The sequence below is a fragment of the Mesorhizobium sp. B2-4-1 genome (assembly GCF_006442185.1).
Lineage (GTDB): Bacteria > Pseudomonadota > Alphaproteobacteria > Rhizobiales > Rhizobiaceae > Mesorhizobium.
The window spans coordinates 19685-32219 of record NZ_VFVN01000013.1; the positions used below are offsets into that span (position 1 = coordinate 19685).

General features: G+C 62.5%; 18 protein-coding genes. 12 read left to right on the top strand and 6 right to left on the bottom strand.

What is annotated here, in order from left to right:
- Positions 1-8: 8 nt before the first annotated feature.
- The 8 genes from FJ949_RS26025 (at position 9) to FJ949_RS26060 (ending at position 5795) form a co-directional block, all read left to right on the top strand.
- On the top strand, positions 9-770 hold the full coding sequence (locus FJ949_RS26025) for a transglycosylase domain-containing protein (RefSeq protein WP_140500502.1): 762 nt from the start codon (positions 9-11) through the stop codon (positions 768-770).
- Positions 771-912: 142 nt separating this feature from the next.
- On the top strand, positions 913-1095 hold the full coding sequence (gene rpmF, locus FJ949_RS26030) for a 50S ribosomal protein L32 (protein WP_008834724.1): 183 nt from the start codon (positions 913-915) through the stop codon (positions 1093-1095).
- Between the two features lie 346 nt (positions 1096-1441).
- On the top strand, positions 1442-1936 hold the full coding sequence (locus tag FJ949_RS26035) for an Lrp/AsnC family transcriptional regulator (protein ID WP_140500504.1): 495 nt from the start codon (positions 1442-1444) through the stop codon (positions 1934-1936).
- Positions 1937-1938: 2 nt separating this feature from the next.
- Positions 1939-2796 carry a transporter substrate-binding domain-containing protein gene (locus tag FJ949_RS26040; protein WP_140500505.1) on the top strand — a complete coding sequence of 286 codons (858 nt, stop codon included), beginning with the start codon at positions 1939-1941 and terminating at the stop codon, positions 2794-2796.
- Between the two features lie 101 nt (positions 2797-2897).
- Positions 2898-3557: an amino acid ABC transporter permease gene (locus FJ949_RS26045; protein ID WP_140500507.1), complete on the top strand. Its 660-nt coding sequence runs from the start codon at positions 2898-2900 to the stop codon at positions 3555-3557.
- Positions 3554-4228, top strand: coding sequence for an amino acid ABC transporter permease (locus FJ949_RS26050; RefSeq protein ID WP_140500508.1), 675 nt, complete (start codon positions 3554-3556; stop codon positions 4226-4228). Before FJ949_RS26045 ends, FJ949_RS26050 begins: the two co-directional genes overlap by 4 nt.
- A 76-nt stretch (positions 4229-4304) precedes the next feature.
- Complete coding sequence (locus FJ949_RS26055) at positions 4305-5213, top strand: agmatinase (protein WP_224647098.1); 909 nt, start codon at positions 4305-4307, stop codon at positions 5211-5213.
- 180 nt (positions 5214-5393) lie between these two features.
- Positions 5394-5795 (top strand): hypothetical protein, encoded by a 402-nt coding sequence (locus FJ949_RS26060; protein ID WP_140500511.1) that lies wholly within the window; start codon positions 5394-5396, stop codon positions 5793-5795.
- Between the two features lie 2 nt (positions 5796-5797).
- Here the strand turns inward: FJ949_RS26060 and FJ949_RS26065 are convergent, their stop codons facing one another.
- From FJ949_RS26065 to FJ949_RS26075, 3 genes are all read right to left on the bottom strand, one after another.
- Entirely contained in the window at positions 5798-6229 is a 432-nt protein-coding gene (locus FJ949_RS26065; RefSeq protein WP_140500513.1) for a heme-binding protein, read from the bottom strand.
- A 185-nt stretch (positions 6230-6414) separates the two neighbouring features.
- The gene (locus FJ949_RS26070) at positions 6415-6648 is read right to left on the bottom strand and encodes a hypothetical protein (protein ID WP_140500515.1); all 234 of its coding nucleotides are present in this window, start codon (positions 6646-6648) and stop codon (positions 6415-6417) included.
- 76 nt (positions 6649-6724) lie between these two features.
- The gene (locus FJ949_RS26075) at positions 6725-7246 is read right to left on the bottom strand and encodes a helix-turn-helix domain-containing protein (protein WP_140500517.1); all 522 of its coding nucleotides are present in this window, start codon (positions 7244-7246) and stop codon (positions 6725-6727) included.
- 89 nt (positions 7247-7335) lie between these two features.
- Here FJ949_RS26075 and FJ949_RS26080 point away from each other — a divergent pair, with 89 nt between their 5' ends.
- Positions 7336-8220: an alpha/beta hydrolase gene (locus FJ949_RS26080; protein ID WP_140500518.1), complete on the top strand. Its 885-nt coding sequence runs from the start codon at positions 7336-7338 to the stop codon at positions 8218-8220.
- 50 nt (positions 8221-8270) lie between these two features.
- Positions 8271-8927, top strand: a complete 657-nt coding sequence (locus FJ949_RS26085) for a glutathione S-transferase family protein (protein ID WP_140500520.1) — start codon at positions 8271-8273, stop codon at positions 8925-8927.
- A 35-nt stretch (positions 8928-8962) separates the two neighbouring features.
- Here the strand turns inward: FJ949_RS26085 and FJ949_RS26090 are convergent, their stop codons facing one another.
- From FJ949_RS26090 to FJ949_RS26100, 3 genes are all read right to left on the bottom strand, one after another.
- Complete coding sequence (locus FJ949_RS26090; RefSeq protein ID WP_140500522.1) at positions 8963-9226, bottom strand: metalloregulator ArsR/SmtB family transcription factor; 264 nt, start codon at positions 9224-9226, stop codon at positions 8963-8965.
- Between the two features lie 31 nt (positions 9227-9257).
- Entirely contained in the window at positions 9258-10505 is a 1248-nt protein-coding gene (locus tag FJ949_RS26095) for an MFS transporter (RefSeq protein ID WP_140500523.1), read from the bottom strand.
- 84 nt (positions 10506-10589) lie between these two features.
- Positions 10590-10784, bottom strand: coding sequence for a DUF1192 domain-containing protein (locus tag FJ949_RS26100; RefSeq protein WP_140500525.1), 195 nt, complete (start codon positions 10782-10784; stop codon positions 10590-10592).
- A 121-nt stretch (positions 10785-10905) separates the two neighbouring features.
- Between FJ949_RS26100 and FJ949_RS26105 the strand changes: the two genes are divergently transcribed.
- Together FJ949_RS26105 and FJ949_RS26110 are read left to right on the top strand one after the other, a co-directional pair.
- Positions 10906-11916, top strand: a complete 1011-nt coding sequence (locus FJ949_RS26105; protein ID WP_140500527.1) for an NAD(P)H-quinone oxidoreductase — start codon at positions 10906-10908, stop codon at positions 11914-11916.
- Positions 11917-12111: 195 nt separating this feature from the next.
- Entirely contained in the window at positions 12112-12252 is a 141-nt protein-coding gene (locus tag FJ949_RS26110; RefSeq protein WP_140500528.1) for a DUF1127 domain-containing protein, read from the top strand.
- The last annotated feature ends 283 nt before the right edge of the window (positions 12253-12535 follow it).

Below are 12535 nucleotides of genomic sequence, written 5' to 3' on the forward strand. Positions count from 1 at the left end.
GACACGGGTTGGGCGACTTGGCGGAACCGATCGTCGATCATGAAACCGAAAAGCTGGACATGGCGACGAGATCCCGTGGCGTGAACCGTCGTGCTCTCAAACGCTGGGTCCGGCGCGGTATCGTCGTGGCTGCCGTGCTGGCGCTTATCCCTACGGTGCTGACCTTTCTCTATCTGCCGTCTTTCGTGCATCCGGTGTCGACGCTAATGCTGAAGGATCTTGCAACCTTCTCCGGCTATGACCGCCGCTGGGTGTCGATCGACGACGTGGCACCGGTGCTGGCCAATTCGGTGATCATGTCGGAGGACGGACAGTTCTGTTTCCATCGCGGCGTCGACCTCGGCGAATTGCGGGGTGTCGTCGACGACGCGCTGGCCGGCGAGGGGACGCGCGGCGCCTCGACCATCACCATGCAGACGGTGAAGAACCTGTTTTTGTGGTCTCGTCCGCTGGGCACGGTTCGTAAAGTGGTCGAGTTGCCGCTGGCCGTGTATCTCGACGCGGTGATGTCGAAGCGGCGCATCATGGAAATCTACCTCAACATCGCCGAGTGGGGGCCGGGCATATACGGCATCGAGGCGGCGGCGCGGCACCATTTCGGTATTTCGGCAAAACAGCTGTCGCGCCGTCAGGCCGCGCTGCTTGCCGTCAGCTTGCCAAATCCGATCGCCCGCAACCCGGCCAAGCCCGGGCCGGGGCTGAGGAGGCTGGCCAACCTGATCGAGCGGCGCGCCGGCCGATCCGGCGCTTATGTCGGCTGCCTCCAGTAGCCGACATAAAAAAATTCGCGGGCAGCGCTGGCCAAAACGGCACCGGGCGTGTATAGGCACCCGACTTTCTCAGATTCCGGCCCCTGACACGGCCCTTTCACGAGGGCGGGCGGGGCTTTTGACCATGTAGTGGAGCATATCCATGGCCGTTCCGAAACGAAAAACCTCTCCGTCCAAGCGCGGCATGCGCCGCTCGGCAGACGCCCTCAAGGCCCCGACCTATGTCGAGGACAAGAACTCCGGCGAAATGCGCCGCCCGCACCATATCGACCTGAAGACCGGCATGTATCGCGGCCGCCAGGTGCTGACGCCCAAGGAAAGCTGAGACCAGCTTTCCTGATGTTTGAGCTAAAAAGACCGGCCGCTGGCCGGTCTTTTTGCGTCTGGCGGGACCGACGACCGACAGCGTAGCTGCGTCTCCAGGCCTTGATCTCCGATCGGCCCGGACGCCGCCTCATCGTGCATCCTCGAGGCATGGCCGATTGCATACCGCACATCGCCTTCGACTCGGTCGACACGACTTTTCCCAATGATCGAACCGTGAGCCCGATGCGCGGCAATCGCCGGAGGCAGCGTCGCTGGTGTTTTTCGCAATCTGTGGGATTGCCATAGACGGTTTCTTATGCGATTTTTGAATTTATAGTCGGAAATCGACACAGATTGGGAATTCGATGTGGGATTTCGTCAGCACAAGTGATCTCGACGATACCGAGCAGGCCGTCCTTTCCCAACTCAAAGTCGATGGGCGGATGTCGAGTGTGGATATCGCCAAGCGCATCGGCGTCACCGAAGCGACGGTGCGGCGGAAAATGGCCCGTGTGCTCGAGGACCCGGATATCTGCATCCAGGCGGTCGTGCGCCCTTTGCGCAGCGATGTCGGCATTGCGGCCATTGTCGGGCTCGACGTCGACCGCGAGCACATCATCAGCGTTGCTCGAAAACTGTCGGAATACTCGTTCGTCGACAGCGTTTACGCCATGACCGGGCCGTTCGACATCATCATCCAGCTCACTTTGCCATCCACGACCAGCCTGCACGATTTCCTCGTCAGTGAACTGGCCAACGTTCCCGGGATCAAGGATTCCGAGAGCTACATGATCGGTCGCGTCTTCAAGCATAGCGGCCGGGCTTACCAGCACAGCAAAACCGAAGAAAAAAGAGGGTAACAATGGGTGAGTTTCTTTCCGCTTCGCGCCGCCGCGTCCTGACCCTTCTTGCCGCCGCGCCGCTCCTCCTGCCGTTCACTGCCACCGCCCATGCCAATGGGCTGGTCGACCAAATCAAGCAGCGCGGCACCATCCTTGTCGGAACCGAGGCCGCGTTCGAGCCGTTCGAATTCGTCCGCGACGGCCAGATCGTCGGCTATAACAAGGACATTCTCGACTATGTGGTCAGCCAGCTCGGCGTGAAGCTCGACCAGCTCAACCTGCCTTTCCAAGGCTTGCTGCCAGGGCTGCTGGCCAAGAAGTTCGACCTGATGGCGACCTCGACCGGGATCAACGCCGAGCGGGCGGCGAAATACGCCTACACGCGGCCAACCGGTTCGTTCGAGAACGTCGTCGTCGTGCGCGTCGACGAGGAGCGCATCAAGAAGCCGGAGGACATCAACGGCATGGTGGTGGCCACGCAACTCGCCTCCTCCGTGCAGCCCATCATCGAGGCCTATGACAAGGAGCTCAAGGATAAGGGCGGCAAGGGTGTCGGCGAGATGAAGCTGTTCACCTCCTTCCCCGAGACCCATGTCGCTCTGGCCTCCGGCCAGGTCGACGCCATCGTCATCGCCTCGCCTTCGGCGGCCGTTCTGATGAAGAACGTTCCCGATACCTACAAGGTCGTCGGCTCGATCGGCGAATTCTCCTATCTCTCCTGGGTGGTGCGGCCGGAGGACAAGGATCTGCGCGCCTTCATCAACGCCAAAATCGGCGACTTGAAGGACAGCGGCAAGCTGAAGGAGCTTCAGCTCAAATGGTTCGGGTTCGAGATGAAGACGCCCGACGAGGGTTATCTGCCGCCTGGCGCGCTCTAAGCCCCCAACCAGGCGCCCGGCGCTGCCGGACCGGTGGTTCCAGTCATTGGACGCGCCGGTCTCGGATGGCCCGGACGTCCAGGGATCATTCGAGCTGAAAAATGTTCCATTTTTCAAAGACGCTGACCTTCCTGCCGGAATTCCTGGCCGGCGCCGGCATCACGCTGAGCGTCTCGGCGCTGGGGTTTCTGGTGGGCACATTGATCGGCTTCGGCCTGCTCGCATGTGGCAGGTCGCGCTGGCGCGTGATCCGCTGGATCGGCGCGGTCTACACCAGCTTCATCCGAGGCACGCCGCTGATCGTGCAGATCTTCATGGTCTACTACGTGCTGCCGGGCCTCGTCGGTATCGACCTGCCGCCGCTCCTGGCCGGCGTGCTGGCGCTCAGCTTCAACAGCGCGGCCTTCGTCGCCGAAATCCTGCGCGCCGGGCTGACGCGCATTCCCGCCGGCCAGTACGAGGCGGCCAAGGCGCTCGGGCTGAAGCCTGCCGTGACCTGGTTCAAGGTCATCCTGCCGCAGCTCTTCCGCGCCATTATCCCACCGATGGTCAACGAGTTCACCATGCTGGTGAAGGCATCCTCGATCCTGTCGGTGATCGCGGTGGTGGAACTGACCCGCACCGCGCAGAACATCATGAACGTCACCTACCGGCCGGTCGAGGCCTTCTGCATCGCGGCGGTGCTGTATTTCGTCGTGCTGCTATCATGCAGCCTGCTGACTAGGCATCTGGAACTCAAGGCGCGAGGCGCACGCGCATGAGCTTCGATTTTTCCGTCATAGCGGACAACTGGCAGATCCTCGCCAAGGGCTTCGGCAACACGGCGCTGATGTGCGCTGTCGCACTGCCGTTCGGCTTCGCGCTCGGTACCGTGCTGGCGCTGATCCGGCTGCGCGGCGGACGGGTGCCGACGGCGATCGTCTCGGCCTATGTCGAAATATTCCGCAATATCCCGTTCCTGATCCAGATCTTCCTTTTGTTCTACGCCTTGCCGATGTTCGGTGTCAGGCTCTCGCCCGTGGTCGTGTCGATCGGCGCGCTGTCGGCCTACGCCAGCGCCTATTCGGCCGAGATCATCAGGGGCGCGATCCAGTCGATTTCGTACGGCCAGGTCGAGGCCGGCTACGCGCTGGGACTGCGCTACCTGACCATCTTCCGCAAGATCCTGGTGCCGCAGGTGCTCGGCTACATCCTGCCCGCGGCCACCAATCTCACCATCACGCTGATCAAGGAATCGGCGATCCTGTCGGCGATCACCGTACCGGAACTCACCTACATGGCCCAGAACATCATTGGCCGCACCTTCTCGCCGGTGGAGATCTTCACCGCCATCGCATTGCTGTACTGGGGGCTGACGGCCTTCGTGGCAGCGATCTCGCGCAGCCTGGAGCATAGGCTGCAGCCCCATCTCGCAGCCCGCCGTGGCGCCTGATCCAAAAAAGCTTCAACGCAGAGGAGACCCCATGTCCAAATTCACCACCGCGCCGCGCGACGTCTTCCAGACATTCATGAACTTTCCGCTGGTCGATGACCTCGACACACTGAAGGCCGATGTCGCCATCATCGGCATGCCCTATGGCGATCCCTACACGATCGACGAGCTGATCAACGACCAGACCAATGCGCCGACCGCGGTGCGGCGCGCCTCGCAGCGGATCAGCCAGGCGCTCGACCGCTATGATTTCGACATCGGTGGGCCAGTCTTCGACGGCAAGGACATCAAGGTGGTAGACGTCGGCGATGTTCCCGGCGCGGCGGCCGATCATGTCGGGCACTACGGCAGAGCCGAAGCGGCGATCCGCAAGATCCGCGCCGCGGGCGCACTGCCGATCACAATCGGCGGCGACCACGGCATTCCGATCCCGATCTTCCGGGCGCTTGACGGCGAGGGTCCGATCACGCTGGTTCAGCTCGATGCCCATCTCGACTGGCGTGACAACGTCAACGGGGTCAAGGAGGGCTATTCCAGCACCATCCGCCGGGCCTCAGAAATGACGCATATCAAGGACATTTTCCAAGTCGGCGTTCGCGGCCAGGGCAGCGCGCGCACCGAGGAGGTCGAGGCCGCCCGCGCCTATGGCGCCAACATCATCACCACCAATGAATGGCAGGACATCGGCACCGCGGCGCTCCTGAAGCGAATTCCCGACGGCGGCCGCTACTATCTCACCATCGATGCCGACGGCCTCGATCCGGCGGTGATGCCGGCGGTCGAGGGGCCACAGCCGGGCGGCGTCAGCTACCGGCAGACGATTGAACTCATCAAGGGGCTGGTCGGCAAAGGAAAGCTGGTCGGCATGGATATCGTCGAGATCGCGCCGGCGCGCGATGTCAACGAGATCACCTCGATGACGGCCGGCCATATCATCCTCAACGTCATCGGCGCGGCCGTGCGCGCCGGCTACTTCAAGCGCTGATCGCGAGCGGGGTGCGCGGTCACGCATCCCGCGGCTCGATTTCTAAGATGTCGGCCGGACAACCGGCTGACATCGTTGTTGCATTCGGTCTTCTAGCGTGTTTGGGGCGTGCTGCGAAAATTCTTGACGGCGTGCCGGTGGCGCACTCTACAAAGGGGTGCCCCCAAATGGAGACGCCAGATGTTCGGTGCCGTCCCGCTGCTGATCGTGCCCTTTGTCCTCTACAATCTCGGGCTGCTCGGAATATTCGGCAGCGGTGACGATCCCTGGGCAAGCGAGGTCTTTTCCGTCGGCATGATGTCCGGCGGGGTGTTCTCGATGACGCTCGGCGACCTTATGGTGCTGATCGGGCTCATCTTCCTCTTCGTCGAGATCGTGAAATCGGCGCGCACTACGAACGCCTCGATCATGGACCATCTGTTGTCGACGCTGGTCTTCGTGGCCTTCCTGGTCGAGTTCCTGCTGGTCAAGGGCGCCGCGCACTCGGTCTTCTTCACGCTGATGATCATCGCGCTGTTCGACGTGCTCGCCGGCTTCTCGGTGTCGATGCGGTCGGCGAGCAGGGATATCAACCTGAATTAACCTCAGCCCGGATCGGCGGTGAAGCCGGCGGCCTCGATGCCGGCGATGGCGGCGGCTTCGTCATTGTCCGAGCTGTCGCCCGAAATACCGACCGCGCCTATGATGCTGCCTGCCTTGTCGCGGATCAGCACGCCGCCCACGACCGGCAACACGCGTCCGCCCGAGACGTCGGAGATGCCGGTCATGAGATGCGGGCGCTCCTTGGCGAAGGCCTCGACGCGGCGCGAGCCCATGCCGATGGCGAGCGCGCCATAGGCCTTGCCGGCGGACATTTGCGGGCGCAGGAACGAGGCGCCGTCCTGGCGCTGGAAGGCGACGAGATGGCCGCCGGCGTCGAGCACCGAGACGCCGAGCGGCCTGAGCTTGAGCTCCGCGCCCTTGGCGAAGGCGGCGTCGATGATCTCGAGGGCTTTGTCGAGCGGCAGTGCGGTCATGGCGATCTCCTGTTTGAAACGGATATCATCGGCAGCCAGCCGAACGAGGCAACCGAGGTTCCGGTAGAAATTGCTTTGCGCTGGAAAGCGGGATGAAGGCGCCGCCAATCCAGATCGCGCTGATGCCGCGATGCCAACGCGGTCAACGGCCAACGGCTCAGGGCCGGCAACGAAGGAGCGGCGTGCTACTTCTTCTTGGCGCGGGCGGGCTTCTTGGCGGGCACTGCCGGCGCGTTGGCAAGGTCTTCGGCTTCCTTGGCCAGCCGCAGCGCCCGCAGCTTGTCGGTCTTGACCTTGCGGGCATCGCTCTCGGCGACATACTCGGCCATCGCCTTCTGTCGGACCGTGGCCGCTTCCTCCTGCTTCTTGAAGCGCAGATCGGCGCGCGCGCGGGCAGTATCCCTAGAGTTCTCAACCAAGAGTCTGTTCCAATCTCGTGACGTGATTTTCGGCCTCTTGTAGCAGAGCCGGCCATTCAACGGGGAAAATAGTTGGTCACGCGGCCGGGTTGGCGCCGAGAGCCTTGCTGGCGAGCACGGCCTCATAGGCGGCCTGCAGGGTCGCGCGTACAGAGGGGCCGGACGCTGCATCGAGGGGCGTGCCGAGATGCTCGTGGCGCAACTCATCCATGAATTTCTCCCATAGCGGCGGCCCGCCCTTTTCCAGAAGCTCGGCCCGGATCGACAATTCCTCGCTGACCGGCAGCCAGACGCGGCCCCAGGCGCCGAGATGGGCCAGGATCGGCACCAGGGTGATCGCCATTTCGGTCAGGCTGTAGATCGCCTTCTGCTTGTGCGAAGGATCGTCGGCCTTGGTCAGCATGCCCAGATCCATCAGCCGCTTCAGCCGGTCGGCCAGTATGTTGGAAGCAATGCCTTCCATCGACCCGTTGAGCAACTCGCGAAAATGGCGCCTGCCGCCAAAAATCATGTCGCGAAGGATGATCAGGCTCCAGCGGTCGCCGAACACTTCCAGCGAAAGATTGATCGGGCAACCCGAGCGGCGATCGATGTTCATTCGACTTCTCCAAAACCGGTTGCATTATTGTATCGGTTTTATTATGGTGCAACCGATTGCAAAATGCAAGCAGATGAGGAGGCGACGCGATGACGAAGACTGGACGCCCCACTATCATATCCGAAGCCTTTGGCGACCCCGCCGACCCCGCTCTGCTGCTGATCATGGGAGCGATGGCCTCAATGCTGTGGTGGCCGGAGGCGTTTTGCCGGAAACTCGCCGCCGCGGGACTGTTCGTAATCCGCTATGATAATCGAGATACCGGCCGCTCGACCAAATATCCGCCGGGAGAGCCGCCCTACACGTTCGACGACATGGCCGACGATGCGATCGGCGTTCTCGACAGCCACGGCCTCGACAAGGCGCATATCGCCGGCATGTCGATGGGCGGCATGATCACGCAGCTCGTGGTGCTCAAGCATCCGTCCCGCGTCGCGTCGCTGACCGTGATCAGCAGCTCGCCGATGGGAGTGGACACCTCGAACCTGCCGCAGACCAGCGATGCCTATATCAAACATTCGGCTGAAGGCGCGCACATTGACTGGTCGGATCGCCGCCAGGTCATGGACTTCATGATCAAAGATGCCAAGGCGATCGCCAGCACAGCGCATCCCTTCGACGAGGGCCGCATGAGAGCCTTCATCGAGCGGGACTATGATCGCTCCGGCGGCCTGCTCAGCGCGACCAATCATTTCCTGCTCAAGGGCGATAGTGATCGATGGAGGGGCCGACTGCACGAGATGAACGCGCCGCTGCTGGTAATCCATGGTACGGCCGATCCCATCTTTCCGGTCGAGCATGGCGAAGCGCTGGCCGGGGCGGTCGCCGGCGCGAAACTCCTCCGGGTTGAAGGCGGTGGCCACGAACTGCATCCGGACGATTGGGATGTGATCCTCACCGGCATCGTTGCTCATATCCGGGCCGATTGGCACTCAAAGCGCGGTCCTGACGCCACAAGTTTGGGCAATAGTTAAGTAAACATTTCGGTACTAGACGACGTGAACCCCGAGACAGGTGAGCAAAAATGTCCCTGACGCTTCACTATCATCCGCTGGCCTCGTTTTGCTGGAAGCCGCTGATCGCGCTCTACGAGAACGGCACGCCGTTCGCGTCCGTCATCGTCGATCTCGGCGACGAGCAGTCGCGAGCGGCCTTCCTGAAGATAGCGCCCTGGGGCAAGATGCCCGCTTTGCGTGACGATGCGCGCGACCGCACCGTGCTGGAGTCGACCCTCGTCATCGAGTATCTGGCCGCGCACTATCCCGGACCGGTCGACCTCGTCCCCGCCGATATCGACCTCGCAATCGCGGTTCGCCAGGCCGATCGCTTTTACGATCTCTATGTGCTGGAACCGATGCAGAAGATCGTCGGGGACCGGCTGCGCCCGGAACGTAGGACCGATCCGTTCGGCGTCGAACAGGCGCGCGACCAGTTGCGCAATTCCTATGCGATCATCGAGCAGGAGATGGCGTCGAGGAACTGGGCTGTGGGCGACGCCTTCACCATGGCCGATTGCGCGGCCTCGCCGGCCCTGTTCTACGCCAACAAGGTCGAGCCATTCGGCGACAGATATCCTGCCGTGAGTCGCTACCATGACCGGCTGTTGCAGCGGCCGGCCTTCGCCCAGGTGATTGAGGAGGCGCAGCCCTATTTCAAGCTCTTCCCCTATAATGATGGCTGATCGTGGTGCGTGACCGGTCGTTTGAACAGGAACGATCAAGTCTCCCAAAATTGGTCGAGCCAGATGTTGAGTTTCAGGAAGCCGGCATTGCTCACCGTATAGACGCGCCGCGTGCCTTCGGCCTTGGCGTGGACAAGGCCGGCATCGAGCAACACCTTCAGATGCTGCGATACGGCCGGACGTGAGACCGGCAGCCCGGCTGCCAGTTGATTGACGGTTTTGGGACCGCGTCGAAGTTCTTCCAGGAGATGGCGCCGGTTGGGATCGGCGATCGCCATGAAGGCGTCGGAAAGCATCATGCCTCATTTGTGGGGCAAAGTTCTTCGAATCTCAACCGTTTGCTTCTGCTTTTCTTCGTGGGTCAAGCCGCAATGCTTCCGGCGTCACCGAACGGTCGGCGGGCTGCGTCTTGAAGGCGTCGCGGTCCTCGATCGGCACCGGCGCGCGGCGGCTGATGCGCAGCAGCGTGTAGCCTGCCAGGGAAAGATGCGCGAAGGCGGTCGCCAGAAACAGGCCCTCCGGACGCATCCAGCCCATCAGGGCGGCCGCCAGCAAGGGTCCGATCATGGTGCCGAAGCCATAGAGCAGCAGCAGGCCGCCCGAAACCTTGACGAAGTCCTCGGCACTGGCGTGGTCGTTGGCATGCGCCACGGCGATCGAATAGAGCGTATAGGCGAAAGCACCGTAGGCGGCGGTGAAGACGATGACGAAGACGCCGGAGCGTGGCTCGAACAGGAAGATCAAGAGCGCGAACAGCGCAGCGCCGAAAGCGGCACCCGCCAGCACGAAGCGCCGGTCGGTCTTGTCGGAGAAACGCCCGGCCGGAAGCTGCATGGCGGCACCCGCCACCACCACCAGGCTCATCATCAAGGCGATCTCAGCGGTGGAGATGCCGATGCGGGCGCCATAGACGGCGCCAAGCGTGCCCCATGCGCCGTTGGCGATGCCGATGAGGACGCAAGCGATGGCCGAGACCGGCGAGTTGGCGTAGAGCCCCTTGACGTCGAGCTTGACGTCCTGGAGCGGCTTGGGGTGCGAGGCGGTCGATACCGCGGTCGGGATCAGTGACAGGCAGAACAGGATGCCGGTGATCATGAAGAGTGAGGCCGATTTCACGTCGCCGCCGGCGACGATCATCTGCCCGCCCATGATCGAGGCATAGGTGACCATCATATAGAGGCCGAAAACGGTGCCGCGATTCTCGTTGGTGGCCTTTTCGTTCAGCCAGCTTTCGATGACCATGAAGGCGCCGGCCATGGTGAAGCCGGTGAAGGCGCGCAACAGGATCCAGACATATTCGTCGATGACCAGTCCGGTGAGCAGCGCAACGATGGCGCCGGACGCGGCGAAGGCGCCGAAGGCGCGCACGTGGCCGGCACGGCGCACGATACGTGGTGCAAAGAAGCAGCCGGTGACGAAGCCGCCGGCCCAGGCTGTGCCCATCAGGCCAAGCGATGCGGTGGAGAAGCCTTCCACCTGGCCGCGCAGCGGCAACAGCAAGCCGTGCAATCCCGACGCTGCCAAAAGGAAGGCGGTGCCCCGAAGCAGCGAAAGGATCGGTCTGTAGGCTGCGAGCATTTTTTGATCCGGCTGAAATCGAGGAGAGACGCAGAGTCTGAAGACAGTCGCATTCGGGCTTTTCGGAGGCGGGTCTTTTCGGCCTTATCCGCGGCGGAACAGCGCCTCGGCCGCGGATTTGGTGCTGTCCTTCGACTTGAGTTCAGCCTCCAACCGGGCGATCTCGTCACGCAGGATGCCGATCCGTTCCGACAACTCGCCGACGGAGAGCAGCGACAGGTCCTGCCCGATCTCGTGCGGACGCGCCTTCTTCTTGGGTTCGTCGTCGAAGATCGCCATTTGTGCTCCTCCTCCGCCATACCGATTGGCCATTTGCCTGATTTGCCAATGAGCATACATAGGGCAGGGGCGTCGATGCAAACAGCCGGCAAGAATGCGGCGAGGAAAGACGGGAGATTTCATGGCGAGCGGATCTAAAATTCCGGCAAGGATGACGGCCATCGCGATCTCCGAGCCGGGTGGGCCCAGGGTGCTGAAACCGGAGACGCGCGATGTGCCTGTGCCCGGTCCCGGCGAGATATTGATCAAGGTGCGCGCCGCCGGCGTCAACAGGCCCGACGTGCAGCAGCGGAAGGGCGCCTATCCGCCGCCGCCCGGTGCGTCGGACCTGCCGGGCCTGGAGGCGTCGGGCGAAGTGGCCGCGCTCGGCGACGAAATCTCTCGCTGGCGCCTTGGCGAGCGCGTCTGCGCGCTCACCCCCGGCGGCGGCTATGCCGAATATGTCAAGGTTCATGCCGGCAGCGTGCTGCCGCTGCCGGCCGGTTTCACCCACACGGAAGCGGCGGCCGTGCCGGAAAACTATTTCACCGTCTGGCACAATGTGTTCGAGCGCGGCGGCTTGAAGAAAGGCGAAACGCTGCTGGTTCATGGCGGCTCTTCGGGTATCGGCACAACGGCGATCCAGCTTGCATCGGCCTTCGGTGCCCATGTCATCACTACGGCCGGCAACAAGGAGAAATGCGATGCCTGCCTGAAGCTCGGAGCCGACCGGGCGATCAACTACCGCGAGGAGGATTTCGTCGCAGCGGTCAAGGAAGCGACGGGCGGCAAGGGTGCCGACGTCATCCTCGACATGGTCGGCGGCGACTATGTGGCGCGCAACTACGAGGCCGCGGCGGTCGAGGGCCGGATCGTCCAGATCGCCCTGCAAGGCGGCGCGGTGGCGAGCGCCGATTTCTCGAAAATCATGGTCAAGCGGCTTGTTCATACCGGTTCGACACTGAGGCCGCGCACCGTCGAGTTCAAGGCGGCGCTGGCAGCCGCGCTCGAAGCGCAGGTGTGGCCGTTGCTCGGCACGCGCCGGATCGCGCCCGTCATGGACATGATCTTCCCGCTTGCCGATGCCTGGCGGGCGCATGAGCGTATGGAGGAAGGCGATCATATCGGCAAGATCGTGCTCGACGTCGGCTGACGGGAACATTGCCGATGCCCGGCTGGCCGAGGCGGGCTCATACCCGCGACCCGGCCCCTGCCTGCAAGCTGAACAAAAGCTTAATGGTGCAATGCAGCATTTGCATCATTGCTATGCAAAATCAGCCATTCAAGTGCCGCTCGATGATGACTATTTGAGCATCATCGAAACGAACACCCCATTTGGAGGACTGACATGAACCCGATCCGCGCTTTCCGTAACTGGCGTATGTACAACGAGACCGTGCGCGAACTGAACCGCCTCAACGCGCGCCAGCTCAGCGATCTCGGCATCAACCGCGCCGACATCGAAAAGATCGCCCGCCAGGCGATCTGACTTCAAGAACCGCCCCGCCGCAAGGCGGGGTCGCAAAGCAGAGCCGCCGCAGACGCTTGCTCGTCGCCGGTTCCGAACCCGCCGGACCTGTCCGGCGGGTTTTGTCTTTCTGGACCCCAAACATATTCGCGGCACCATTTTCATGCCGCCCGTGATTGATCTGCCCCGGTGTGGTTGCCAGATCGACGGGCGTTCCCAAAAACGCCTTCCCAAAAACATTGCGGAACCGCCGGAGAGCGGTTATATAACCTGCGAATTTCCCATTTTGGTGGCTCTAAACCAC

Bases quoted from the DNA above. Each gene is read 5' to 3' on its own strand.
- FJ949_RS26090 (WP_140500522.1), bottom strand. From the start codon at position 9,226: ATGATGCTTTCCGACGCCTTCATGGCGATCGCCGATCCCAACCGGCGC.
- FJ949_RS26110 (WP_140500528.1), top strand. From the start codon at position 12,112: ATGAACCCGATCCGCGCTTTCCGTAACTGGCGTATGTACAACGAGACC.
- FJ949_RS26040 (WP_140500505.1), top strand. From the start codon at position 1,939: ATGGGTGAGTTTCTTTCCGCTTCGCGCCGCCGCGTCCTGACCCTTCTT.
- FJ949_RS26035 (WP_140500504.1), top strand. From the start codon at position 1,442: ATGTGGGATTTCGTCAGCACAAGTGATCTCGACGATACCGAGCAGGCC.
- FJ949_RS26105 (WP_140500527.1), top strand. From the start codon at position 10,906: ATGGCGAGCGGATCTAAAATTCCGGCAAGGATGACGGCCATCGCGATC.
- FJ949_RS26060 (WP_140500511.1), top strand. From the start codon at position 5,394: ATGTTCGGTGCCGTCCCGCTGCTGATCGTGCCCTTTGTCCTCTACAAT.
- FJ949_RS26055 (WP_224647098.1), top strand. From the start codon at position 4,305: ATGAACTTTCCGCTGGTCGATGACCTCGACACACTGAAGGCCGATGTC.
- FJ949_RS26095 (WP_140500523.1), bottom strand. From the start codon at position 10,505: ATGCTCGCAGCCTACAGACCGATCCTTTCGCTGCTTCGGGGCACCGCC.
- FJ949_RS26045 (WP_140500507.1), top strand. From the start codon at position 2,898: ATGTTCCATTTTTCAAAGACGCTGACCTTCCTGCCGGAATTCCTGGCC.
- FJ949_RS26085 (WP_140500520.1), top strand. From the start codon at position 8,271: ATGTCCCTGACGCTTCACTATCATCCGCTGGCCTCGTTTTGCTGGAAG.
- FJ949_RS26050 (WP_140500508.1), top strand. From the start codon at position 3,554: ATGAGCTTCGATTTTTCCGTCATAGCGGACAACTGGCAGATCCTCGCC.
- FJ949_RS26075 (WP_140500517.1), bottom strand. From the start codon at position 7,246: ATGAACATCGATCGCCGCTCGGGTTGCCCGATCAATCTTTCGCTGGAA.
- FJ949_RS26080 (WP_140500518.1), top strand. From the start codon at position 7,336: ATGACGAAGACTGGACGCCCCACTATCATATCCGAAGCCTTTGGCGAC.
- FJ949_RS26100 (WP_140500525.1), bottom strand. From the start codon at position 10,784: ATGGCGATCTTCGACGACGAACCCAAGAAGAAGGCGCGTCCGCACGAG.
- FJ949_RS26065 (WP_140500513.1), bottom strand. From the start codon at position 6,229: ATGACCGCACTGCCGCTCGACAAAGCCCTCGAGATCATCGACGCCGCC.
- rpmF (WP_008834724.1), top strand. From the start codon at position 913: ATGGCCGTTCCGAAACGAAAAACCTCTCCGTCCAAGCGCGGCATGCGC.